We start from the raw sequence: 22,309 nt of genomic DNA on the forward strand, positions 1-22,309 counted from the left end.
AATTCGATAAGGAAAACCGTGTGGCGCTTGTCCAACCCCAAAATAAAGTTTTGCAGGCAGCCCCTGAACGAGGCGTGGTGAATCGCGTTCTCGTTGTTGATGACTCAATGGCGCAGCGAAAAATTCTTTCCTCGCATTTGAGGCGATGGGGCTATGAGGTTGTCGAGGCAGGGTCCGGCGCCGCCGCGATAGAAATTTGTCAGAACGAAGAGATTGATTTGGTCATTTCTGACTGGGTTATGCCCGAGGTCACGGGGCTTGATTTCTTGCGCGTGTTTCGCGAGCTGGATCGTGAACATTACGGGTATTTTATCCTCGTCACATCGAAATCTGATAAAGCGGAGATTGCCGAAGGTCTGGATGTCGGCGCTGATGACTTTCTTTCAAAACCAGTGTCGAGTGATGAGCTATTGGCACGCATTCGCGCGGGGGAGCGTATCCTGAAGATGGAGCGCGAATTGATGGAGAAAAACAGGCTCGTCTCCAAAACGTTTCAGGAAATGTCGGACCTGTATGACTCTCTTGATAAGGATTTAATTGAGGCGCAACGTCTTCAGCAGTCGTTGATCCGTGAGCGGTATCGCGATTTCGGAAATGCGCAGGTTTCGTTGATGTTGAAACCGAGTGGTCATGTCGGTGGCGACCTCGTCGGATTCTATCCAATTACGGAAACGAGTTTCGGTTTGTTCTCGCTCGATGTGTCGGGGCATGGCGTGGCGTCGGCGTTGATGACGGCTCGATTGGCTGCGTATTTTAGCGGCTCTACACCAGAGCAGAACATTGCGATAGACCGCGCTGAGAATGGGTCGGGTGTCGCTATCAGTCCCGCAAAAGTCGCTGCAGCTCTTAACAAGCTGATGTTGGAGGAGATGGAGACGGACCTCTATTTCACGATGACACTAGGGCATTTTGATTTTTTATCGGGCGAGTTGGTCGTTACCCAAGCGGGCCATCCGCATCCGTTACTGCAAAACGAGGACGGTTCAGCCGAATTTTTCGGTGAGGGCGGATTGCCTGTTGGACTTATTCCTGACGCTACCTTTGAAGATGTGAGAATAGTATTGAAACCGAGGCAGCGCGTTATTCTCTATTCCGATGGTGTTACGGAATGTATGAACCCTGATGGCGAGATGCTTGAGGAGCATGGGTTGAAAGCGATTGTGGAGAATCTTCGCGATCAAAGCGGAAATGCGTTTTTCGACACATTTCTATGGGATGTCAGTGCGTTTAGCAGAGATCAGGATTTTGATGATGATGTCTCCGCGCTGATGGTGGAATTCGACCCTAAATAATCGAGGCAACAAAAGCGCGGTCGCCCGCGTTGCCCAAAGCCGTTGCGGCATGTTCTGGCGTAATCCAGTGGGCCGTATGGCTGTTTTCGATAGGATCACATAGTTTGCGGACGGGGCGGGCCGTATAGATCAGGCAGATTTTCTCCGCCCACATGTCGTATTCGGGCAAATAGGCATAGCGACGGAACCGACCAACAAATCGCGGCCGCGCAATGCGCCATCCTGTTTCTTCCCAAACTTCGCGATGCAAAGCAGCAATGGGTGATTCTCCGGGATCAATCCCACCACCAGGCAGTTGAAATTCGTTTTGGCTGCCTCCTTGATAGGTGACGAGCAACTTCCCATTTAACGGGAGCAGCGCATAAGCTCCGGGACGCCGTGTGTATCGCACGCCGGACTTTTGTGGATCGCCATATTTTCTCATGTCTGCCTTGAGCCCCTCGATGAACTTGTGGGATTAGCTTGAAAAAGGTATGCCAACCCTCTCAACTCAGGGAAAGCCTAAATGCTCGGTTCCAAAATCGCATGGGATGATACGATCCTCCCATTTCAACTTGATGCTTCTGATGTCCGCGGACGCGTTGCGCGCCTCGATGGTGTGCTCGAAAAAATTCTTGAGCAACATGACTATCCTGACAAAATCGAAGCTCTTGTGGCCGAAATGGCGCTTTTGACGGCGATGATCGGTCAAACGATCAAGCTGCGTTGGAAGTTGTCACTGCAGATCCGTGGCAACGGGGCCGCGCGTCTTGTCGCTACCGATTTCATTGCACCCAAGTCTGAGGGCGAGCCCGCAACGATGCGCGCTTATGCATCTTTCGATAAAGAGAAATTACAAACAGCGTCAACGTTTGAGGATCTCGTCGGGAAGGGGTATTTTGCCATTCTGATCGACCAAGGGCAGGGATCGACGCCCTACCAAGGGATCACTCCGCTTGCGGGTGAGTCGATTTCCGCCTGTGCAGAGACCTATTTTGCACAATCGGAGCAATTGCCAACTCGCTTCTCGGTTTCCTTTGGGAAGTCCCAGTTGTCCGGAGAAAGTGAGTTGTGGCGTGCGGGCGGTGTGATGTTGCAGAAAATGCCCAAAGCATCGCCGTTGATGAAGCCTGCGGAGGGTGAAGACCCTGTCTTGGTTTCTGCATCGGATTTGCTCGACGGTGATGATGAGGAAAACTGGAACCGTGCGAATATCCTGCTCGATTCTGTGGATGATCTTGAGTTGATCGGGCCAAGCGTTCCACCAACTGATTTGTTGGTGCGCCTGTTCCACGAGGATCAACCACGCGTGTTCGATGCGCAACCCGTCCGGTTCGGGTGTAGTTGCTCGGAGGACCGCGTGCGTCAAAGCCTGTCGATCTATTCTGCAAAAGACCTCACTCATATGACCACAGAAAACGGCGATGTCACTGCTGACTGCCAGTTCTGTGGCGCGCATTATGTCTTGGATCCTGCGACGTTGGGGTTTGAGGCGAAGGACGCAGCAGATGGCAGTGGCGATTGACATCAAACGCCTTATGCGTGGGATTGAGGTTGGGGGCCCACAGACCTCTGACTTCGATCTCAACCCGAATGCGGAGCGGTTTTCTGCATCGCAGTTGCGTACTGCTGGTGTCTTAGTCTCCTTTATCGAGCGGCCTACGGGTCTGAACTTGATCCTGACCAAGCGGGCCTCTCATCTTAAACACCATCCCGGGCAGATTGCCTTTCCCGGTGGACGTATGGACGAAGGCGACCCTGATGTCATCGCGACAGCGCTGCGCGAAGCACACGAAGAGATTGGCCTGACTGCTGATAACGTCGAGGTTCTAGGCCAATTGCCGCCGCATGAAACAGTGAGCCAATATTCGATGGTGCCGATCCTTGGCCGGATTAGAGATGATTTCGACGCTGTTTGTGAGGTGGGTGAAGTCGCTGAGTTGTTTGAAGTCCCAGCTGATGTGGTTTTGGACCCCGATAATTTTCGCATTGAGCAGCGCATGTGGCGTGGAACCATGCGGGCCTATTACACTGTCCCTTATGGCCCTTACTACATTTGGGGCGCGACCGCGCGTGTTCTTCGGGGACTTGCGGAAAGGGCGTCACAGTGAAGACATTGAATGCTCCGTGGCTGTCCGCGCCAAATACGCAACGAATTTTGTCGACTCTAACCGATGCAGGGTTTGAGGCCTATGTGGTCGGCGGAACGGTTCGAAATACCGTGCTTGGGGCGCCTGTATCCGATATTGATATTTCGACCTCTGCGCGACCGGATCAAGTGACCTCTATTTTTGAAGCCGCGGGCATAAAGGTTGTGCCAACGGGAATCGATCACGGCACAGTTACGGCGGTGCTGGATGGTGAACCTTTCGAGATCACCACATTCCGCAAGGATGTCGAGACAGATGGTCGGCGGGCGGTTGTCCAGTTTTCTGACATGATGGCGGAGGATGCCTTTCGGCGCGACTTCACCATGAACGCTTTGTATTGCGATGCCGCAGGGGTGATTTATGACCCTGTCGGGGGCCTGCCTGACCTTGAGCGCCGTTATGTTCGATTCATTGATGACCCAGATACCCGTATTCGCGAAGATTATCTGCGTATCCTGCGGTTTTTCCGTTTTCACGCATGGTATGGCGATGACACAGAAGGATTGGATGCAGAGGGGCTGGCGGCCTGTGCGGCGCATGTGGATGGGTTGGATGGCTTGTCGCGTGAACGGGTCGGAGCCGAGTTTTTGAAATTGTTGAGCGCCCCGCATCCTGAAACGGCGCTGGGAGCTATGGAGCAATCGGGCGTTTTGGCGCGCCTCTTGCCGGGTGGGGGATGTAAAACGGTTTTCGCGCTTTCGGCGCTGGAGGCCGACCCTGATCCTATCATGCGCCTTGCTGCGATGGGGGGGGAGGACGTGTCCGAGCGCCTGCGATTGTCAAAGAAACAGGCGGCGAAATTGGACCTGTTGCGGATCGCGATGGGATCAAGTGAAACAATCGAAAGTCTGGCCTATCGTCACGGCGGTCCGATTGCCAAGGCTGCTGTCTACCTTCGGTCTGCCTTGTTTGAAACAGCTTTGCCTGAGGGGTGGCAGTTGGCGGTTGAGCGTGGATCGACTGCCACATTCCCTGTAAAGGCGCGGGACTTACCTGCATCAATCGAAGGCCCTGCACTTGGTCGGGCTCTGCGAGAGATGGAGCAAAGATGGATTAATGCTCGATTTGATGTTTCGAAATCTGAGCTTCTTTCGGACTATTTAGGGGATAGCTGACGTGGTGCAACTCACAATCGAACGCCTTGGGCACCAAGGGGACGGCATCGCCGAGGGGCCCATATTCGTGCCTCAAACATTGCCGGGTGAGGTGATCGAAGGCACTGTTGTCGATGGTCGCATTGCCAAGCCGCGCATTTTGACGCCATCGGACAATCGGGTGAAGGCACCGTGCCGCCACTATAACGTCTGCGGCGGTTGTTCCTTGCAGCACGCCTCCGACGATTTCGTGGCGCAGTGGAAGCGGGATGTCGTGGCAACGGCGCTCAAGCATCATGATATCTCGGTGGAAATCTCCGCTATTCATACCTCGCCTGCAAGGTCACGCCGTCGCGCTGTTTTTCACGGGAAGCGGACGAAAAACGGAGCCACGTTGGGTCTGTTTGGTCGGGCGAGTGATATCCTTTACGACATTCCAGACTGCAAACTCATGTCGCCAAACATCATGGATAGGTTTGAAACGCTGCGGGCGCTTGTTGTTCTTGGGGCGACACGCCGTGGTCAAATGACCCTGACGGTAACGGATGTGGCGGGCGGTTTGGATGTCTCTGTCGAGAATGGCAAAGAGCTTGATCTTGATTTTAGATCACAATTGGCGAGTTTCGTGCCTAATTCAGGGTTTATTCGTTTGGTGTGGCATGGCGAAGTCATTGCCCAAAATGGGTCGCCTTATCAGCTTTTCGGGTCGGCAAAGGTCGTGCCGCCTGCGGGTGCGTTTTTACAGGCAACGTCTCACGGCGAAGCTGTGTTGGTCGATGCTATGCGTCGTGCGGTCGGGCCTGCAAAATCTGTTGTCGATCTTTTTGCGGGATGCGGGACGTTTACCTTGCCTTTGGCAGAGCATGCGCGCGTGCATGCCGTTGAAGATGTGGACGCGATGATGGAGGCGTTGGACGCGGGGTGGCGCGAGGCGCGAGGCCTCAAGGTTGTGACAACAGAAACGCGCGATCTGTTCCGCCGTCCGCTTCTGAAAGATGAATTGGCCAAGTTTGAAGCGGTTGTCATGGACCCGCCACGGGCAGGGGCTGCTGCCCAAACGGCTGAGTTGGCGCAGAGTGATACGCGTGTGATCGGATTTGTCTCGTGTAACCCTGTGACATTTGCGCGTGATGCGCGGGTTTTGATCGACGCAGGGTTTGTGTTGGATTGGCTTGAGGTGGTGGATCAATTCCGGTGGTCGGCACATGTTGAGATTGCCGCGCGGTTCGCCCGAATGTGATCAACATTGTCTTTGTGGATTTGAGAGATTGGTGTATCAGCTGCCAAAACAAAATAAGGGCACGAGCATGCACCGACGTCATTTTATCTATTGCCTTGCCGGGATCGCGAGTGTTCCGAGTGTTGGCTTTTCGCGCGAGCTAAAGCCCTATACGGGGCCAGAGATCACGCGCGTTGTATTGCACAAAAGCCGCCGCCGTCTTTATCTTTTGAGCGGCGAAAAGGTAGTGAAAGATTATAAAGTCGGGTTGGGATCGGCGCCTGCTGGACCTAAGCGGTTCGAGGGGGACGGCAAAACGCCCGAAGGCAGCTACATCATCGACAAGCGGAACCCCGATTCGTCATTCCACCTGTCGCTTGGAATTTCCTACCCGAATGAACAGGATGTTGCCTATGCGGCTGCCCACGGAAAACGAGCCGGCGGGGATATTTTTATCCACGGCCGTGCTCGTAAAAATTGGGGGAAAGGTCGCGATTGGACGGCGGGCTGTATTGCCGTCAAGGATCGCCACATCGAAGAAATTTATATGATGGTTCCGCTCGGTACCCAGATCGACATTTATCCCTAACCGTCACTCGACGGTGAGGGTGATGTCGTTGGCGAGTTTCACTTCGTTTGAAGCGCCGCCCGAACGGCCACCCATGATGAGTGTCCACCAGAGCTTCCCATTGCTTTCTTGGTACCAAGCAAAGCCCATATCTGTTGCCCGACGATCGAGAATGATATCACGGGTGTCGGGTTGCTCCATCCAGGCAGACAAGGTTTCAAGCTCTGTTTCATAGGTCTCAGAGATGTTTTCGCCAAGCATCATGCCCGGATAGCCTGCGCGTGCGACGCGGGTAATGGGGGATGATCCGTCAGATCCGAAATGCCAAGGGCGGTTTTGAACTTGCATATCGCGGGAGTGTGTTGCGGCAGCAGCATTGAGGTTGGCATTCAGCTCAATCGTGTTGCGGCCCGCAGCTGTGCGCAGCGCATTGATAGAATCGAGCATACGATATTCGATCTTTGCTTCGTCGCGTTTGGCGATTCGGTACACGCGTGGCAAGGGTTTCCCATCAGGCCCAAGTTGCTCAGGTGGGGCGGCACATGCCGTCAGGCCGAGTGCAAAAATCATCAAGATGGCAAAAATCCGCGTCATATTAGACACTCCAAATTCTGTTCAGTGCCCAACTAGCGTGTTTTTCGGGATGGATCAAATGGCGTTCGCGTGATTTCGCCTCTCGCGATTGTTTGAATTGCGACTGAGGCAATCGCGCCATATATAGGAGAGAGTAGGTTTAAATAATTATGGACGGCCAAAATGTCGAAAACGCCTCACAATACCATTGGACGCCGCGCCTTTTTGGCAGCGGGCGCGGCTAGTTTGGCGGCTCCTGCGTTTGCGCAATCTGAAAACACCACCGAAGTCGAACGTGATTTGTCCGAGTCGGTACGCCGCAATATCTCCAGCTTCCGGTCTCTTGATTGGCACCCCTATTTCAACTCTTTGCGTAATGGGGCAATTCTTGTCGATACCACATCGCGGGCGCTTCATTATTGGAATGAAGAAGAAACGATCTACAAACTTTATCCAACCTCCGTTCCAATGTCCGAAGATTTGACGCGCCTTGGCCGAACGGAAGTTATCCGCAAAGTTGAAGGTCCGAGTTGGGCTCCAACGCCTTCCATGCGCAAGCGTAACCCTGAATGGCCTGCTTTTGTCGGTCCTGGCCCAAACAACCCACTTGGGACACACGCTTTGTATTTGAGTTGGCAGTATTACCGCATTCACGGAACTCACGACACGCGCAAAATTGGTCGTCGGTCGTCGAATGGCTGTATCGGCCTATACAATGAGCATATCGCGGAACTGTTTGGCTTGGCCAAAAGAGGGACGCAGGTTCTGTTGATTTAAAATGGGACTTTATTCTGAAATTGAAAAGGCGGCCCTATGCGGGGCCGCCTTTTCTTTTGGAGCTGCTTTGGTGTCTTGTTAGACCCAGCCGGCAAGGTTTTTCTCAATCACATGGACGAGCGCATCAATGTGGGCGGGATCGTCGTTGAGGCATGGAATGTATAGAAAATTCTCACCACCCGCCTCCTCGAAACTTTCTTTGATCTCTTCATTGATCTCTTCGAGTGTTTCGATGCAATCGGCAGAGAATGCAGGCGCGCATACGGCAATACTCTTGTTGCCTGCTTTTGCTTGTCGCGCCACTTCCTCGACCGTGTAGGGCTGTAGCCAGTCTTCGGGGCCGAACTTCGATTGGAAGGTGGTCATGATTTGCGTGTCATCCCACCCTAACCGCTCTTTGAGCAAGCGCGTGGTTTTGTGACACTGGCAATGGTATGGATCACCGCCCTCTTTGAGGTAGCGTTCGGGTAGGCCGTGGTAGGAACAGATCAGAATGTCGGGTTTGCGCGCGGCGTCCGCATAGGCACTCTCGACCGAGGCCGCGAGGGCATCGATATACGCCGGCTCATCAAAATACGGCGGGACGGTGCGCGAGGCGGGTTGCCAGTTTTCTTCCATCAAGGCGCGGAAAAACTGGTCATTGGCGGTGGCAATTGTCGCGCCCGCGTATTGTGGGTAGAGCGGGAAAAACAAAATTTTCGTACAACCTTGGGCGACCATATTTGCGACCTTGGATTTGGTCGAGGGATTGCCGTAGCGCATACAGAAATCCACCATAACGTTATCGCCATACTTTGACTTGAGCTGTTTTGAGATGGCTCTTGTCTGGTCTTTTGTGATCGTCATTAGGGGGCTTTCATTTGCCTCCTCGTTCCAGATCGACCGATATGCCGCGCCAGATTTTGACGGGCGAAAGGTCAAGACGATACCTTGCAAAATGGGCTGCCATTTCCACTTCGGGTAGTCGATGACGCGTGAGTCGGACAGGAATTCGTTGAGGTAACGGCGCATCGACCAATAGTCTGTGGCATCGGGCGTGCCGAGGTTGGCCAGCAGCACGCCGATTTTTTCCTTTGGAATCCGCGGGTGGTCTGCTTGCGCATGCGCGGGGCATGTCGCATCGGGCGCGTTCATATTGATCCGCGTCGGCTTCATCTTTCCCATGGGGTTCCTTCCATATCTTTGTTCTTTAGGCTTAGAGCGTTCCCGCGCGTGGTCAATATCAACGGTGCCCGTTTTCGGGCAGTTTAAGCTCATTTGTGCCAAGAGCGTCGGCAAGTCGCGTCGTTGCACTTCCAGGTCGTAAGGGTTTGGGTTGGCTTTCATCGGGCGCCCAACCCGTGAGGCAGACCAGATCAAACGTTGCGATGAGGCGATTATCCTCAGCAAAGTTGCCGCGGTAAATGCGCTCGGTCAAATCGAACAAGGATTTCGGGGTAAATGTGCGGGTGCCCTGTGTGAGGGCGGCCGTCTCACCCATGTTGCGCAGATCACGCATGAGCTTGTTTAGGGTCTCATAGCTCGCCTTTCTGACAACTTTATCCGCAACAGGAAGAGCAAAAGACGCGCGTTGCAACAGGCCACCCAAGTCACGGATTTCGCCCATTGGAAGAACGCGAGGAGAGAGACCATCCGTGAGAGCGATCTCTGCTTCGGCTAGACTGCTGCGCAGTTCTTTCAAGGTTTCGTCCCCGAGGAAGACGGCGAGCATCAAACCGTCTGGACGTAGGGCGCGGTTGCATTGGATCAATTGTCCAACGGGGTCATTGGCCCAGTGCAGCGCCATTGCATGAATAACGAGATCAAAGCGCCCTTCTGGCAACGCGAGTGTATCCGTGTCCTCAACCACGGTTGCTTCGGGAAACCACGTTTTCCAAAGTTCAGGAAAGCCTGTGACCACTGCAATATCACGAAACGATTTATTAACCATGTCGAGGCGATCTTGGACTTCAAGGCGGGCCTCTTCGTGAAGAAAGAAGTCCCCTTCAGCGCGTTCCGCACGGCGGCGATGCAGGTCTAGCGTCTCGCGATTGATGAGGGGCGGTTGAGGGGCCATGTCGTGTCCTTTGAGGGTTTCGCGCACCTTAAGAAACGGAAGCGGAAATGAAAACACTCGCGACACTTCTCTACCCGCCACAATGTCTGAACTGTGATGTCTACATTGATGCGGAGCACGGGCTTTGCCCGACGTGTTGGGCGCAGACGGATTTTATCATCGACCATCCGTGTGATCTGTGTGGACGACCGTTGATGGGCGAGGCGCGTGAAGGAGATTTGTGTGACGATTGTCTTGTAGTACCACGTGCTTGGTCCAAAGGGCGGGCTGTGATGCAATATGCGGGTGTCGGCCGGTCGTTGGTTTTGAGTCTAAAGCACGGAGATCGCACCGATCTCGCGCCCGTTTTGGGGTCATGGGTGGCGAAGTCTGCGGCGCAACTAATCACCAAAGAGACCCTGATTGCGCCTGTCCCCCTACATTGGTTACGGCTTTTACGGCGCAGGTATAATCAATCGCTATTATTGTCGCATGAGGTATCTAAACGGACAGGAGCGTCGCATGTCTGTAACCTTTTGACGCGGACACGGCGGACCAGAAGTCTGGATGGCTTAAGCGCGCAAGCTCGTCGGGAGGTTGTGGAAAACGCCATTGAGATTACGCCAAAACACAGAGTATCCATAAGGGGTCGACCTGTTGTGTTGATCGACGATGTGTTGACCACAGGTGCGACTTTGGATGCCTGTGCGAGTGCGTGTCTGGATGCCGGCGCATCACGAGTTGATGTAGTGGTGCTTGCACGCGTTGCCAGTGAGCGTTGAATCCTTATAGTCCGCCTAAAAGCACAAGGATTATTCAATGCAACCCGTCACGCTCTACACCACACCCATTTGCCCATTTTGTATCGCAGCCAAGCGACTATTGGACAGCAAAGGCGTCACCTACACGGATATTGACGTGATGCGTGATCCGTCACGTCGTGCGGAAATGATGCAAAAGGCATCTGGGCGCCACACTGTTCCGCAAATTTTTATTGGCGACACTCATGTTGGTGGCTGTGATGAACTTCACGCAATGGAACGTGCGGGCAAGCTCGACGCTCTTTTGGCGGGTTGATCTGTGACACGCGCCGCGCTCATTACCCTAAACTCAAGTGACGATCCCGTTTCCAATCTCGCGGAAACCTTATCGTTCTTGACTGAAGCGGCGGATGGCGGCGCGGATATTATCCTGACGCCTGAGGTAACGAATTGCATCTCGACGGATCGCACACATCAAAGAGCGGTTTTGCAACTGGAGGCCGACGACCGAACACTTGCGGCTATTCGCGAATTTGCCAAATTGCGCAGAGTTTGGGTCTTGATTGGATCATTGGCACTTAGAACCAGTGATCCGGATGGGCGGTTTGCTAATCGGTCTTTTCTGATCTCACCCGAGGGAGAGGTCGTCGCGAAATATGACAAGGCCCATATGTTTGACGTGTCTGTGAGCGCCTCCGAGAGCTATCGCGAGTCGGCAGGATACAGGCCCGGAAATCGGGCGGTTCTGGCCCACACACCTCTGGGCTCAATTGGTTTGAGTATTTGTTACGATGTGCGGTTTGCCTATCTGTATCGCTCTTTGGCCCAAGCGGGTGCCGACATTTTGACCGTTCCTTCGGCGTTTTCGGCTGTTACGGGGGCTGCTCATTGGGAGGTCTTGTTGAGGGCGCGGGCCATCGAAACGGGGTCATTTGTGTTCGCTCCGGCACAAACAGGGGCGCACCGCGAAAAAAATACAACAAAACGGCAAACTTACGGTCATTCTCTTGCTGTTTCGCCTTGGGGTGAGGTACTGTTCGATGGCGGGACAGAGGTTGGGGTTGGATTTGTGGATTTCGATCTCTCAGCCGTCCATGATGCAAGATCTCGCATTCCGTCGTTGACGCATGACCAGACGTTAGAGGTGCCACGTTGAGTGAAAATGTGACCAAAGATTCTCTGGCTGTTGCACTGTTTTCCGAGATTTTTATGGCGGATCAGTTGGCGCGTAATCGTCTGACCAAGGCATTGCCGCGAGGTATGGAGATCAGCCATTTTTCTGTACTCAACCATCTTGCGCGTACTGGAGATGAAAAATCCCCTGCACAGCTTGCGCGCGCTTTTCATCTGACACGCGGGGCCATGACCAATACGCTCAACAAATTGGAATGGGCGGGCCACATTCATGTCCGCCCTGATTGGGATGATGCCCGCCGAAAATTTGTGTCGATTTCACCCTCAGGGCGCGCGGCTCGTGATGCGGCTTTGGCGGCGATTGCACCTATCTTGACCGATGTGGTCGAGGCAATTGGGCACGACAAGGTCAAAAGTGCCTTGCCTGTGTTGCGCGAAATGCGTGTGCGCCTCGAAGATGAAAACTAGGCGTTAGTCGGGTTTGACGGACGCTGTGACGTAATTTACCGACAGGTCGCGATCAGACAGCGACCACTTCCAAAGCGCGGGGTTGAACACAAACCCTTTGCGATCAACTGGGCGCAGGCCCGCTGTTTCGATCAGCGCAAACAGTTCGTCTGGCGTAATGAACTTTTTCCATTCATGCGTGCCCTTGGGCAGCCACCGCATCACAAACTCGGCGCCGACGATGGCAACCATGAAGGATTTTGGATTGCGGTTGATCGTGGAGCAAATCATCAACCCACCCGGTTTGAGCAGGGTTTGGCACGCATTCAGGTAGTTTTGGGGGTCGGCCACGTGTTCGACCACTTCCATATTCAACACGACATCAAATTGCTCACCCGCTGCCGCCAAATCTTCCGCTGTGGTGAGGCGGTAATCAATGTCGAGGCCTGCTTGTTCGGCGTGAACCTGCGCTACTGGAATGTTACGTTCGGCTGCATCCGCGCCCACAACAGTCGCCCCAAGGCGTGCCATTGGTTCGGATAACAAGCCGCCACCGCAGCCAATGTCGAGCAGGCGAAGTCCTTCAAAGGGCTTGTCTTGCGACAGGTCGCGCCCGAATTCGGCAGCGATTTGTGACGTGATATAATCAAGACGTGTGGGGTTGAGCATGTGAAGCGGCTTGAATTTGCCATTGGGATCCCACCATTCGGCGGCCATTGCTTCAAATTTTGCGACCTCTTGGGGGTCGATTGTGGACTGATGCATTTGCATGATCCTTTCCTTCATGGTCAACTTGCGCCACTACGCGCAGCAACGTTTAGCTCTATATAGGACTTCCATGAACAAGGTCTCAGGCCAAAAGAGCGCATATAGCTATCTCTACCCACAAATCGTCCCAAATGACCACATGATGTTGGATGTTGGAGACGGGCATGAGATTTATGTCGAAGAGTGCGGAAATCCGGACGGTATTCCCGTGGTGGTGTTGCATGGCGGCCCTGGAGGGGGATGCAGTCCCTATATGCGTCGGTTTTTTAATCCCGAGCTCTATCGTGTCATTCTATTCGATCAGCGCGGATGCGGGCGGTCGCGTCCATTTGCCTCGGTCGAGGCGAATACGACATGGCATCTGATCGACGATATCGAAACCATCCGACGCCACTTTGGAATTGATCGTTGGATTGTATTTGGCGGCAGTTGGGGGGCAACACTTGCCTTGGCCTATGCGCAAACGCATCCAGATCGCGCTTTGCATTTGGTTTTGCGTGGCGTGTTTTTAGCGACGCAAGAGGAACTTGATTGGTTTTATGGCGGCGGTGCAGGTTTGTTCTGGCCCGAACTCTGGGCGGAATTTGTGGCTTTGGTGCCTGAGGCAGAGCGAGACGATTGTATCGCTGCATATAATAAACGTCTGTTTTCGGGAGATCGTGCAGAAGAAATCACCTTTGCGCGCGCGTGGTCGGTTTGGGAGAATGCCTTGGCCTCGATTGGGTCTAACGGGGTTGCAGGAGAGCCGCCTGCGGAATTCGCGCGAGCCTTTGCGCGGCTTGAGAACCACTATTTTACACATAAGGCCTTTTTCGATGAAGATGGGCAGTTATTGAAAAATGCGGACCGGCTTGCGGATGTGGCAGGTACTATAGTGCAGGGGCGGTTCGACATGATCTGTCCGCCCGTTTCGGCCTACAAGTTGCAAAAGGTCTGGCCGAGAGCGCGTTTGACGATGATTGGGCAATCGGGACATGCGCTGTCAGAGCCAGACATCACACGTGCATTGGTTCAGGTTATGGATGGTTTGGCGCGCCCTGTGCGATAGGGCTTGCAGACTCACGGTTTGACAGCTATATGGCCTGTAACAGCGGCGCGTCGGTGTCTCACCGAAGCTCCACCGGACTTCTTCGACGGGCCGCGCGCCCGTTTTTTTGTGCTTTCATATCAGAGGGCGCGGATCATAACCGAAACACTAGCGAAAGGTTCAAGAGCATGCATTCCGACCTGATTGCGAAAGCTGCGATTGATCGCCGTTTAGCTGAGATTGTCATACCCGTCCTTGAGGGAATGGGGTTCGAACTTGTGCGCGTGCGCTTGATGTCATCGACGAAATCGAAAACACTGCAAATCATGGCGCAGCGCCCTGATGGCGGGATCGAAGTGGATGAATGCGCCCAGATTTCTACAGCAGTGTCTGCGGTTCTCGACGTCGAAGACCCTATTGAAGATGAGTACACACTCGAAGTGTCCTCCCCTGGGATTGACCGTCCTCTGACACGCTTGAAAGACTTCGCAGCATTTGAAGGCTACGAAGTTAAGATCGAAACGACTGAAATGATTGATGGTCGCCGCCGCTTTAAGGGCGTGCTTGCGGGTGTTGAGAATGAGGACGTTCTTCTAACCATTGAAGAGAATGGCGAAGAGGTCACCATTGGACTGAAATTTGATTGGCTGTCGGATGCCAAACTTGTGCTGACCGACGAGTTGATCCGCGAAATGCTACGCCAGCGCAAAGATGCAGGCGCAATTGACGAAACTAATTTTGACGAAATCCAAACCGAAGACGGTTCCAAAGAGGATTAAGTAGATATGGCAATCACCTCCGCAAACCAGCTTGAGCTTTTGCAAACCGCCGAGGCCGTGGCCCGCGAAAAGATGATCGACCCCAACGTCGTTGTGGAAGCGATGGAGGAGAGTCTCGCGCGTGCTGCAAAGTCGCGTTACGGCTCCGAGATGGATATTCATGTGTCTATCGACCGCAAGACGGGCAAAGCGACCTTCACCCGTGTGCGCACGGTTGTTGAGGACGACGAGCTTGAGAACTACCAAGCTGAGCTGACTGTCGAGCAGGCCAAACAATACATGTCCGACCCCTCGGTTGGTGATGTTCTTTCCGAAGAAATCCCGCCTGTGGAGCTTGGCCGTATCGCCGCGCAGTCTGCAAAGCAGGTGATTTTGCAGAAGGTTCGCGAAGCTGAGCGTGACCGCCAGTATGAAGAATTCAAAGATCGTGTCGGCACCATCATCAATGGTGTTGTGAAGCGCGAAGAATACGGCAACGTCATTGTTGATGTAGGTCGTGGCGAAGGTATTTTGCGTCGCAACGAAAAGATCGGTCGCGAGGCATATCGCCCGAATGACCGCATTCGTTGCTTCATCAAGGATGTGCGCCGTGAGACGCGCGGCCCACAGGTTTTCCTGTCGCGGACTGCGCCTGAATTCATGGCCGAATTGTTCAAAATGGAAGTGCCAGAAATCTATGATGGCATCATCGAGATCAAGGCCGTAGCCCGTGATCCAGGGTCGCGCGCAAAAATCGCCGTGATTTCCTATGACGGTTCCATTGACCCTGTCGGTGCATGTGTTGGTATGCGCGGTTCGCGTGTTCAGGCCGTTGTGAACGAGCTTCAGGGTGAAAAGATCGACATCATTCCTTGGAATGACGATCAGCCGACCTTCCTCGTGAACGCATTGCAGCCTGCCGAAGTGACCAAAGTGGTTCTCGATGAGGATGCAGGTAAAATCGAAGTGGTTGTGCCCGATGAGCAGCTTTCGCTCGCCATTGGTCGTCGCGGCCAAAACGTGCGTCTTGCCTCGCAGCTGACCAACCTTGATATCGACATCCTCACGGAAGCCGAAGAATCAGCCCGTCGTCAGGCCGAGTTTGCCGAACGTACGAAGTTGTTCATGGATAATCTCGATCTCGACGAGTTCTTTGCACAGCTGCTTGTGTCCGAAGGGTTCACCAACCTCGAAGAAGTGGCTTATGTCGAAGTGGACGAGCTTCTTGTGATTGATGGTGTTGACGCTGATACCGCAAGCGAATTGCAGGCCCGTGCCCGTGATGTGCTTGAGGCGGCGAACCGTAAAGCGCTTGAAAACGCCCGCGAATTGGGTGTCGAAGACAGCTTGGTTGGATTTGAAGGGCTCACGCCGCAGATGATCGAAGCTCTTGCCAATGACGGTGTGAAGTCGCTTGAAGATTTCGCGACCTGTGCGGACTGGGAGCTTGCAGGCGGTTGGACAACCGTGAATGGCGAACGGGTTAAGGACGAAGGCGTTCTTGAGAAGTTCGACGTGTCTCTTGAAGATGCTCAGACGTTTGTCATGACGGCACGTATTCAATTGGGTTGGGTTGATCCTGCCGATTTGGAAACGGCGACTGATGACGATGCGGCAGAGACAGAAGAAGGTTCGGAGGCTTGAGTGCAGGCCATCGAGAAGGGTAAAGTATGACCAGAGGCGGCCAACCTAAAAATAAAATGGAAGACGATGAGCGGCGCTGTATCGTGTCGCGCGAGGCGCAACCGCGTCAGGGTCTGATCCGTTTTGTGGTTGGCCCCGATGGCACCTTGGTTCCTGATCTGGCGGAGAAACTCCCAGGCCGTGGAATTTGGGCAACCTCTGATCGTGCGATTCTGGAAGAGGCTGTGAATAAACGGCTCTTTGCCAAGGCTGCGCGACAGGATGTGACGATACCTGACGGCTATGTCGATCTGATCGAGAGAGGCCTTGCAGATCGAGTCGTGCATTTGATCTCCCTTGCCCGAAAGGCAGGGCAGGCAGTATGTGGATTCGAAAAGGTAAAGAATTGGCTGACCGACGAGCATGCAAAGGTTCTTTTGCAGGCATCCGACGGTTCAGAACGTGGAAAAGGTAAACTCAAGACCCCTGAAGGGGGGCGATGGTTCGGTCTGTTGACTAGTGCCGAATTGGGTTTGGCTTTCGGCCGCGAAAGTGTGATACATGGCGCGCTCGCAGGCGGCGGACTCAGCAAACGAATTGTTGAAGACGCTGAACGCCTGAAGGGTGTGCGCGAGACAGACGGTGGAGAGCGCTCCGCCGGGAAGGGTAAGACGACAAAATGAGCGATTCAGACGGTAAAAAACCCCTTGGCATTCGTGGCGGTCCTGGTTCGGTGAAGCAAAGCTTCTCCCACGGGCGGACAAAGAGTGTTGTAGTGGAGACCAAGCGTAAGCGTGTCGTGGTGCCCAAACCGGGTGTTCCAAAGCCTGCAAGTGCAGCCCCGGGTAACAAGCCCATGAAAAGCGATCCCGCACGGCGGCCCGCTGGTATTTCCGACACCGAGATGGAGCGTCGGATGAAAGCCCTCTCCTTGGCGAAAGCTAAGGAAGCCGAGGATGCTGCGCGCCGCGCTGCCGAAGAGAAGGCCCGCGAAGAAGAGCGTGGACGCCGCCGCAAAGAGGCCGATGAAAAGGCTCGCGAGGAGGCTGAACGCGAAGCTGCACTCAAGGCTAAAGAAGAGGAAGAGGCTCGCGCCAAGCGCGAAGCGGAGGCAGAGCGTACGCGTGCTGCTGCCAAACCTCAGAAAAAGGCAGAGATCCCCGATGATCCTGCAGCTGCGCAAGCAGCTATCCAAAAGCAGGGCGAGCGCCCTGGTCGCGGAGCTGCGGCAGCGCCGCGTGCGCGTGAACGCGAAGAGCCAAACCGCAATACGCGCGGCAAAGGTGATGCGGACAGCCGTCGTTCTGGCAAGCTGACCGTTAATCAGGCTTTGACCGGCGGCGAAGGTGGTCGTCAGCGCTCAATGGCCGCGATGAAGCGTAAGCAAGATCGTATGCGTCAAAAAGCGATGGGCTCCAACGAGCCACGTGAAAAGGTTGTGCGCGATGTTCAGGTTCCTGAGACGATCATTGTTTCCGAACTTGCCAACCGTATGGCTGAGCGCGTTTCTGACGTTGTGAAGTCGCTCATGAAAATGGGTATGATGGTTACACAGAACCAACCCATTGATGCCGATACAGCCGAGCTGATCATCGAAGAATTTGGCCACAAGATTGTCCGCGTGTCGGACAGTGATGTGGAAGACGTGATTACGAAGATCGTTGACGATGAAAAAGATCTTCTTCCGCGTCCTCCTGTCATTACCATTATGGGTCACGTTGACCACGGTAAGACATCGCTGCTCGATTCCATTCGTAATGCGAGTGTTACATCTGGTGAAGCGGGTGGCATTACACAGCACATCGGTGCCTATCAGGTCGTGACTGATGGTGGTGCGGTTCTGTCATTCCTCGACACACCGGGCCACGCGGCCTTTACCTCCATGCGCTCTCGTGGTGCACAGGTGACAGATATTGTTGTGCTCGTTGTTGCTGCGGATGACTCTGTTATGCCGCAGACGATTGAGGCGATTAACCACGCGAAAGCGGCGGGCGTCCCTATGATCGTTGCGATCAATAAATGCGACAAACCAGATGCAGACCCGAACAAGGTACGCACTGAATTGCTTCAGCACGAAGTTGTGGTTGAGGCGATGTCTGGTGATGTTCAGGATGTCGAAGTCTCCGCGAAAACGGGCAAAGGTCTTGATCAACTTCTTGAAGCCATCGCGCTTCAGGCGGAAATTCTTGAGCTTAAAGCCAATCCAAATCGCGTTGCCGAAGGTGCTGTCATCGAGGCTCAACTTGATGTGGGACGTGGCCCTGTTGCTACGGTTCTTGTTCAGAACGGGACACTCAAACGTGGTGACATTTTTGTTGTTGGCGAGCAGTGGGGTAAGGTCCGTGCGCTTGTGAACGACAAAGGTGATCGCGTCGAAGAAGCAGGGCCATCTGTTCCTGTTGAGGTTCTTGGCCTCAACGGCACACCAGAAGCTGGTGACGTTCTCAACGTGGTTGAAACAGAGGCGCAGGCTCGCGAGATTTCCGAATATCGTGAACAGGCTGCCAAAGACAAACGTGCGGCTGTCGGTGCGGCAACCACTCTTGATCAGCTACTTGCGAAAGCAAAAGCCGACCAAACCGTGGCGGAGCTTCCGATCTTGGTCAAAGCTGACGTTCAAGGGTCGGCTGAGGCAATCGTTCAGGCGATGGAGAAAATCGGCAACGATGAAGTTCGTGTCCGTGTGCTTCACTACGGTGTGGGTGCGATTACGGAGAGTGACATCAGCCTTGCTGAGGCGTCCGGCGCACCTGTGATCGGCTTTAACGTTCGTGCCAATGCGCAAGCACGTAGCACCGCCAACCAGAAGGGTGTGGAAATTCGTTATTATTCCATCATCTACGATCTGGTGGATGATGTGAAAGCTGCGGCGTCTGGTCTGCTCTCTGCCGAAGTTCGCGAGAATTTCATTGGTTATGCGCAGATCAAAGAGGTCTTTAAAGTGTCCAACGTCGGCAGAGTTGCCGGTTGTATCGTCACCGAAGGCGTCGCACGACGCGAGGCTGGTGTGCGCTTGCTCCGCGACGATGTGGTGATCCACGAAGGTACACTCAAGACGCTCAAGCGTTTCAAAGACGAAGTCAAAGAGGTCCAGTCGGGTCAGGAATGTGGTATGGCGTTTGAAGCCTATGACGACATTCGTCCGAACGACGTTATCGAGATATTTGAACGCGAAGAGGTCGAGCGTAATCTCGACTAATTCGATTTTGATGACCATTAGAAAAGGGCCGGTGCAAATGCATCGGCCCTTTTTTCTGTGCGAATGTGAGGTGTATCAGCTCGTCTTGGTAGACGAGATTGGCTTGCCCTCAAAGGTGCGGTCGCCCACGCGAACGACAATATTGCCGTTGGCGGTGTCACGAACAAACAAGCCTTGAACAGAAATATAACTACCAATTGTGATCGATTTTAGCATTTTTCATCCCCCTTGCGTGGGGGCATTTTAGCAACCATTGTTAATAAATCATCAACAAAAAGAGCGAACTCAGGAAATTTTCGCTCAAATATTGTGCACAAATTGTTCGGCACCTTCAAAATGCAGACTTTCTGGGGCAAAGCAGGCTATAGCCAGTCGCGCAAAATTGGGATGAGAGGCACGTCTGCCGCAGGCATCGGGTAGGATCTGAGGTCGTTTGCGCGTACCCATTTTAATGTCTGACCCTCTTTGGGATGAGGAGTGCCATTCCATTTTCGGCAGGCAAACAGCGGCATCAGCAGGTGGAAATCATCATAAGAATGAGATGCAAATGTGAGCGGGGCGAGGCATGAATTCCATGTCTCGATCCCCAACTCTTCGTGCAGTTCTCGGACCAAGGCGGCCTCCGGCGTTTCCCCCGCTTCGACTTTCCCACCCGGAAATTCCCACAGGCCAGCCATAGACTTTCCTTCAGGGCGTTGCGCCAACAGTACGCGCCCGTCGGTATCAATAAGAGCGACAGCGGAGACCAGAACAGTTTTCATCACGACCGATAATCCGCGTTGATGGAGATGTAGCCGTGGGTGAGGTCACAGGACCAGACAGTCGCAGTCCCGTTGTCTAACCCCAAGTCCACACGAATGACGATCTCGTCGTTCTTCATATAAGCGGCGCCGGCCTCCTCCGTATAGGACGGGGCGACCCACCCATTTTCGGCGACCAGAATATCCCCGAACCAGATCGTGAGCCGGTCGCGTTCGGCGCGTTCACCGGATTTGCCCACCGCCATAACGACACGGCCCCAGTTGGGGTCTTCGCCCGCAACTGCGGTTTTCACTAGCGGCGAATTTGCGATGGCCATCGCCACGCGATGCGCAGGACCATCTGCATTGGCACCTGTTACTTGCACTTCGATCAGCTTGGTTGCGCCTTCACCGTCGCGCGCGATTTGGATTGCGAGGTCTTTCATGACGGCGTGAAGCGCATCGCGGAAGGGGCGCACCCGCGGATCGGCGAAATCGGTGATCGGGGTCATATCGGCCTTGCCCGTCGCTGCCACCAACACGGTGTCGGAGGTGGAGGTGTCGCCATCGACAGTCACACAGTTGAAGGTCTTCGCGTTGTCGAGCCAGAGGCACTGCTGCAGCACATCGCGCGAGATCGAGGCGTCAGTGAAGATATAGGACAACATGGTCGCCATATCAGGGGCAATCATGCCGGAACCTTTGGCGAAACCGGCGATTTTGATCGTTGTCCCGTCGAGGTCGACCGTGGTGGTTGAGCCCTTGGGGAAGGTGTCCGTGGTCATGATCGCGTGCGCAGCCATGGCCATGGTGTCGGGCGCGAGTGCGGACTTCAGATCAGCGATTTTGGCGGTGATCCGTTCCCATTTGATGGGCTCACCGATCACTCCAGTAGAAGACGTGAAAACACGGTTCGCGTCGATCCCCAATTCGTCTGCCACGGCCTGAGTGATTTTCGCGACCGCGTCGAAACCGCTTTTGCCCGTAAAGGCGTTGGAGTTCCCCGAGTTCACGAGGATCGCGGCTTTACCGTCGCTGTGTCCGTCGATCTTCTCCTGACAATCAAGAACGGCCGCGGACCGTGTGGATGAACGGGTGAAAACACCTGCGATTGCGGAGCCTTCGCACAATTCCGCGAGCATGACGTCAGTGCGCCCAGAATAGCGCACACCCGCCTCAACTGAGGCAAAGCGCACACCGTCGATCACAGGAAGGTCGGGAAATCCGCCTTTTGGAGCGAGTGGGGAGACCGTTTCGATTTTGGCCATGGCAGTAATCCTTGGGTGTGTTGCGGATCACTCCGCCAGAAGGGTGTCGTCCTTAACGGCGTCTTTTTCCGCGATATCCACGCGTTCAACCGTTGCTTCGGAGACCAAGCGCTCTACGCTCTCGCGCAGGGCTGCATCGGCCAGTTGGGATTTGATTTCTTCGCGTACATCGTCGAGTGAGGGGATGTCCTGAAGACGTGTTTCCACAAGTTTGATGACGTGCCAACCGAATTGCGTCTGAACGGGTTCGGAGATTGTGTCCACGTCCATTTTTTCGACGGCTTCTTCAAACGGGGCGACCATCATGCCTTTGCCAAACCATCCCAAATCACCGCCATTCGGACCAGATGGACCTGTCGATTTCTGGCGCGCAAGATCAGCAAAATCAGCACCTTCATTGAGTTCGTCAATGAGCGCGAGAGCTTCTTCTTCGGTTTTGACCAAAATGTGTGCAGCTCGGTATTCACGCGATGGTTCTGCGTTTGCGTAGGTCTCGTTATAGCGATTTTCAATCGCATCTTCAGTCACGGCATTTTCGGCGATGTTTTCGAGTGCGGCCCCTGCAAAAATTGCGCGCGTTTCGTTCTCCATTTGGATCTGAAGCGCTTTGTCAGGTTCGCCAACGCTTTGGCGCAGAACTTCTTGTTGGATCATTTGCTCAAGAATACCGTTGAACAATTCCTCGCTGCCGAGGGTCTGATATTGTTCGGGAAGGGTGCCGCGCGCAGCAATCAAATTGCCCATGGTGATCTGCGCTCCATTGACTGTTGCGACCACGGTTTCGGACGACATGTCGTCGGCGCGAAGGGGTGTTGAGAACAATGCGGTCTGGGAGACGGCGAGAATAGCGAGAAAATGGCGGTACTTCATCTGATTTGTCCTTCTGGGGCCGTTCAT

At 54.1% G+C, this 22,309-nt stretch carries 25 protein-coding genes; 16 read left to right on the top strand and 9 right to left on the bottom strand.

What is annotated here, in order from left to right; genetic code table 11:
* The first annotated feature begins 77 nt into the window (after positions 1-77).
* On the top strand, positions 78-1,292 hold the full coding sequence (locus ACN0TS_RS06635; protein WP_417258550.1) for a PP2C family protein-serine/threonine phosphatase: 1,215 nt from the start codon (positions 78-80) through the stop codon (positions 1,290-1,292).
* Here ACN0TS_RS06635 and ACN0TS_RS06640 read toward each other — a convergent pair.
* Positions 1,285-1,716 (bottom strand): NUDIX hydrolase, encoded by a 432-nt coding sequence (locus ACN0TS_RS06640; protein ID WP_417258551.1) that lies wholly within the window; start codon positions 1,714-1,716, stop codon positions 1,285-1,287. The genes ACN0TS_RS06635 and ACN0TS_RS06640 overlap by 8 nt on opposite strands.
* Before the next feature lie 81 nt (positions 1,717-1,797).
* Between ACN0TS_RS06640 and ACN0TS_RS06645 the strand changes: the two genes are divergently transcribed.
* The 5 genes from ACN0TS_RS06645 to ACN0TS_RS06665 are packed head-to-tail and all read left to right on the top strand — an operon-like array spanning position 1,798 to position 6,323.
* Positions 1,798-2,796, top strand: coding sequence for an Hsp33 family molecular chaperone HslO (locus ACN0TS_RS06645; protein WP_417258552.1), 999 nt, complete (start codon positions 1,798-1,800; stop codon positions 2,794-2,796).
* On the top strand, positions 2,780-3,382 hold the full coding sequence (locus ACN0TS_RS06650) for a CoA pyrophosphatase (RefSeq protein ID WP_417258553.1): 603 nt from the start codon (positions 2,780-2,782) through the stop codon (positions 3,380-3,382). Before ACN0TS_RS06645 ends, ACN0TS_RS06650 begins: the two co-directional genes overlap by 17 nt.
* On the top strand, positions 3,379-4,536 hold the full coding sequence (locus ACN0TS_RS06655; RefSeq protein ID WP_417258554.1) for a CCA tRNA nucleotidyltransferase: 1,158 nt from the start codon (positions 3,379-3,381) through the stop codon (positions 4,534-4,536). Before ACN0TS_RS06650 ends, ACN0TS_RS06655 begins: the two co-directional genes overlap by 4 nt.
* 1 nt (position 4,537) lies before the next feature.
* Positions 4,538-5,755, top strand: coding sequence for a class I SAM-dependent RNA methyltransferase (locus tag ACN0TS_RS06660; RefSeq protein ID WP_417258555.1), 1,218 nt, complete (start codon positions 4,538-4,540; stop codon positions 5,753-5,755).
* A 31-nt stretch (positions 5,756-5,786) separates the two neighbouring features.
* Positions 5,787-6,323, top strand: coding sequence for a L,D-transpeptidase family protein (locus ACN0TS_RS06665; RefSeq protein WP_417258556.1), 537 nt, complete (start codon positions 5,787-5,789; stop codon positions 6,321-6,323).
* A 3-nt stretch (positions 6,324-6,326) separates the two neighbouring features.
* Here ACN0TS_RS06665 and ACN0TS_RS06670 read toward each other — a convergent pair whose 3' ends face one another.
* Positions 6,327-6,896, bottom strand: coding sequence for a CAP domain-containing protein (locus ACN0TS_RS06670; protein WP_417258557.1), 570 nt, complete (start codon positions 6,894-6,896; stop codon positions 6,327-6,329).
* Positions 6,897-7,058: 162 nt separating this feature from the next.
* Between ACN0TS_RS06670 and ACN0TS_RS06675 the strand changes: the two genes are divergently transcribed.
* The gene (locus ACN0TS_RS06675; RefSeq protein ID WP_417258558.1) at positions 7,059-7,652 is read left to right on the top strand and encodes a L,D-transpeptidase; all 594 of its coding nucleotides are present in this window, start codon (positions 7,059-7,061) and stop codon (positions 7,650-7,652) included.
* A 78-nt stretch (positions 7,653-7,730) separates the two neighbouring features.
* Here the strand turns inward: ACN0TS_RS06675 and hemH are convergent, their stop codons facing one another.
* Together hemH and ACN0TS_RS06685 are read right to left on the bottom strand one after the other, a co-directional pair.
* Positions 7,731-8,816, bottom strand: a complete 1,086-nt coding sequence (gene hemH, locus ACN0TS_RS06680) for a ferrochelatase (RefSeq protein ID WP_417258559.1) — start codon at positions 8,814-8,816, stop codon at positions 7,731-7,733.
* Between the two features lie 58 nt (positions 8,817-8,874).
* Positions 8,875-9,708, bottom strand: coding sequence for a methyltransferase domain-containing protein (locus tag ACN0TS_RS06685; protein ID WP_417258560.1), 834 nt, complete (start codon positions 9,706-9,708; stop codon positions 8,875-8,877).
* Between the two features lie 47 nt (positions 9,709-9,755).
* Between ACN0TS_RS06685 and ACN0TS_RS06690 the strand changes: the two genes are divergently transcribed.
* The 4 genes from ACN0TS_RS06690 to ACN0TS_RS06705 are packed head-to-tail and all read left to right on the top strand — an operon-like array spanning position 9,756 to position 12,050.
* On the top strand, positions 9,756-10,469 hold the full coding sequence (locus ACN0TS_RS06690; RefSeq protein WP_417258561.1) for a ComF family protein: 714 nt from the start codon (positions 9,756-9,758) through the stop codon (positions 10,467-10,469).
* Positions 10,470-10,506: 37 nt separating this feature from the next.
* On the top strand, positions 10,507-10,764 hold the full coding sequence (gene grxC, locus ACN0TS_RS06695; RefSeq protein ID WP_417258562.1) for a glutaredoxin 3: 258 nt from the start codon (positions 10,507-10,509) through the stop codon (positions 10,762-10,764).
* 3 nt (positions 10,765-10,767) lie between these two features.
* Positions 10,768-11,604 carry a carbon-nitrogen hydrolase family protein gene (locus tag ACN0TS_RS06700; protein ID WP_417258563.1) on the top strand — a complete coding sequence of 279 codons (837 nt, stop codon included), beginning with the start codon at positions 10,768-10,770 and terminating at the stop codon, positions 11,602-11,604.
* Positions 11,605-11,657: 53 nt separating this feature from the next.
* On the top strand, positions 11,658-12,050 hold the full coding sequence (locus ACN0TS_RS06705; RefSeq protein WP_417258740.1) for a MarR family winged helix-turn-helix transcriptional regulator: 393 nt from the start codon (positions 11,658-11,660) through the stop codon (positions 12,048-12,050).
* Between the two features lie 3 nt (positions 12,051-12,053).
* Here ACN0TS_RS06705 and ubiG read toward each other — a convergent pair whose 3' ends face one another.
* The gene (gene ubiG / locus ACN0TS_RS06710; RefSeq protein ID WP_417258564.1) at positions 12,054-12,800 is read right to left on the bottom strand and encodes a bifunctional 2-polyprenyl-6-hydroxyphenol methylase/3-demethylubiquinol 3-O-methyltransferase UbiG; all 747 of its coding nucleotides are present in this window, start codon (positions 12,798-12,800) and stop codon (positions 12,054-12,056) included.
* A gap of 67 nt (positions 12,801-12,867) precedes the next feature.
* On the opposite strand from ubiG, the gene pip reads away from it, so the two are divergent.
* The 5 genes from pip (at position 12,868) to infB (ending at position 19,404) form a co-directional block, all read left to right on the top strand.
* A complete protein-coding gene (gene pip, locus ACN0TS_RS06715; RefSeq protein ID WP_417258565.1) occupies positions 12,868-13,845 on the top strand; it encodes a prolyl aminopeptidase in 978 nt (325 codons plus the stop codon).
* Between the two features lie 167 nt (positions 13,846-14,012).
* Positions 14,013-14,603, top strand: a complete 591-nt coding sequence (rimP, locus tag ACN0TS_RS06720; protein WP_417258566.1) for a ribosome maturation factor RimP — start codon at positions 14,013-14,015, stop codon at positions 14,601-14,603.
* A 6-nt stretch (positions 14,604-14,609) separates the two neighbouring features.
* The gene (nusA, locus tag ACN0TS_RS06725; protein ID WP_417258567.1) at positions 14,610-16,226 is read left to right on the top strand and encodes a transcription termination factor NusA; all 1,617 of its coding nucleotides are present in this window, start codon (positions 14,610-14,612) and stop codon (positions 16,224-16,226) included.
* A gap of 26 nt (positions 16,227-16,252) precedes the next feature.
* Positions 16,253-16,888, top strand: a complete 636-nt coding sequence (locus ACN0TS_RS06730; RefSeq protein ID WP_417258568.1) for an RNA-binding protein — start codon at positions 16,253-16,255, stop codon at positions 16,886-16,888.
* Positions 16,885-19,404, top strand: coding sequence for a translation initiation factor IF-2 (gene infB / locus ACN0TS_RS06735; protein WP_417258569.1), 2,520 nt, complete (start codon positions 16,885-16,887; stop codon positions 19,402-19,404). Before ACN0TS_RS06730 ends, infB begins: the two co-directional genes overlap by 4 nt.
* Positions 19,405-19,479: 75 nt before the next feature.
* Here the strand turns inward: infB and ACN0TS_RS06740 are convergent, their stop codons facing one another.
* The 4 genes from ACN0TS_RS06740 to ACN0TS_RS06755 form a co-directional block, all read right to left on the bottom strand.
* A complete protein-coding gene (locus tag ACN0TS_RS06740; protein ID WP_417258570.1) occupies positions 19,480-19,620 on the bottom strand; it encodes a hypothetical protein in 141 nt (46 codons plus the stop codon).
* A gap of 146 nt (positions 19,621-19,766) precedes the next feature.
* Positions 19,767-20,165 carry an 8-oxo-dGTP diphosphatase MutT gene (gene mutT, locus ACN0TS_RS06745; RefSeq protein ID WP_417258571.1) on the bottom strand — a complete coding sequence of 133 codons (399 nt, stop codon included), beginning with the start codon at positions 20,163-20,165 and terminating at the stop codon, positions 19,767-19,769.
* Positions 20,165-21,412: a bifunctional glutamate N-acetyltransferase/amino-acid acetyltransferase ArgJ gene (gene argJ, locus ACN0TS_RS06750; RefSeq protein WP_417258572.1), complete on the bottom strand. Its 1,248-nt coding sequence runs from the start codon at positions 21,410-21,412 to the stop codon at positions 20,165-20,167. Before argJ ends, mutT begins: the two co-directional genes overlap by 1 nt.
* Positions 21,413-21,439: 27 nt before the next feature.
* Positions 21,440-22,282, bottom strand: a complete 843-nt coding sequence (locus ACN0TS_RS06755; protein ID WP_417258573.1) for a foldase protein PrsA — start codon at positions 22,280-22,282, stop codon at positions 21,440-21,442.
* Positions 22,283-22,309: the final 27 nt, after the last annotated feature.

This window comes from Celeribacter sp., assembly GCF_048266405.1.
Taxonomy (GTDB): Bacteria; Pseudomonadota; Alphaproteobacteria; order Rhodobacterales; family Rhodobacteraceae; genus Celeribacter.

Excerpts from the sequence above, each read along its gene's own strand:
- ACN0TS_RS06640 (WP_417258551.1), bottom strand. The coding sequence starts at position 1,716 with ATGAGAAAATATGGCGATCCACAAAAGTCCGGCGTGCGATACACACGG.
- ACN0TS_RS06645 (WP_417258552.1), top strand. The coding sequence starts at position 1,798 with ATGCTCGGTTCCAAAATCGCATGGGATGATACGATCCTCCCATTTCAA.
- ACN0TS_RS06650 (WP_417258553.1), top strand. The coding sequence starts at position 2,780 with ATGGCAGTGGCGATTGACATCAAACGCCTTATGCGTGGGATTGAGGTT.
- ACN0TS_RS06670 (WP_417258557.1), bottom strand. The coding sequence starts at position 6,896 with ATGACGCGGATTTTTGCCATCTTGATGATTTTTGCACTCGGCCTGACG.
- ACN0TS_RS06675 (WP_417258558.1), top strand. The coding sequence starts at position 7,059 with ATGTCGAAAACGCCTCACAATACCATTGGACGCCGCGCCTTTTTGGCA.
- hemH (WP_417258559.1), bottom strand. The coding sequence starts at position 8,816 with ATGGGAAAGATGAAGCCGACGCGGATCAATATGAACGCGCCCGATGCG.
- ACN0TS_RS06685 (WP_417258560.1), bottom strand. The coding sequence starts at position 9,708 with ATGGCCCCTCAACCGCCCCTCATCAATCGCGAGACGCTAGACCTGCAT.
- ACN0TS_RS06690 (WP_417258561.1), top strand. The coding sequence starts at position 9,756 with ATGAAAACACTCGCGACACTTCTCTACCCGCCACAATGTCTGAACTGT.
- grxC (WP_417258562.1), top strand. The coding sequence starts at position 10,507 with ATGCAACCCGTCACGCTCTACACCACACCCATTTGCCCATTTTGTATC.
- ACN0TS_RS06705 (WP_417258740.1), top strand. The coding sequence starts at position 11,658 with ATGGCGGATCAGTTGGCGCGTAATCGTCTGACCAAGGCATTGCCGCGA.
- ubiG (WP_417258564.1), bottom strand. The coding sequence starts at position 12,800 with ATGCAAATGCATCAGTCCACAATCGACCCCCAAGAGGTCGCAAAATTT.
- pip (WP_417258565.1), top strand. The coding sequence starts at position 12,868 with ATGAACAAGGTCTCAGGCCAAAAGAGCGCATATAGCTATCTCTACCCA.
- rimP (WP_417258566.1), top strand. The coding sequence starts at position 14,013 with ATGCATTCCGACCTGATTGCGAAAGCTGCGATTGATCGCCGTTTAGCT.
- nusA (WP_417258567.1), top strand. The coding sequence starts at position 14,610 with ATGGCAATCACCTCCGCAAACCAGCTTGAGCTTTTGCAAACCGCCGAG.
- ACN0TS_RS06730 (WP_417258568.1), top strand. The coding sequence starts at position 16,253 with ATGACCAGAGGCGGCCAACCTAAAAATAAAATGGAAGACGATGAGCGG.
- infB (WP_417258569.1), top strand. The coding sequence starts at position 16,885 with ATGAGCGATTCAGACGGTAAAAAACCCCTTGGCATTCGTGGCGGTCCT.
- ACN0TS_RS06740 (WP_417258570.1), bottom strand. The coding sequence starts at position 19,620 with ATGCTAAAATCGATCACAATTGGTAGTTATATTTCTGTTCAAGGCTTG.
- mutT (WP_417258571.1), bottom strand. The coding sequence starts at position 20,165 with ATGAAAACTGTTCTGGTCTCCGCTGTCGCTCTTATTGATACCGACGGG.
- argJ (WP_417258572.1), bottom strand. The coding sequence starts at position 21,412 with ATGGCCAAAATCGAAACGGTCTCCCCACTCGCTCCAAAAGGCGGATTT.
- ACN0TS_RS06755 (WP_417258573.1), bottom strand. The coding sequence starts at position 22,282 with ATGAAGTACCGCCATTTTCTCGCTATTCTCGCCGTCTCCCAGACCGCA.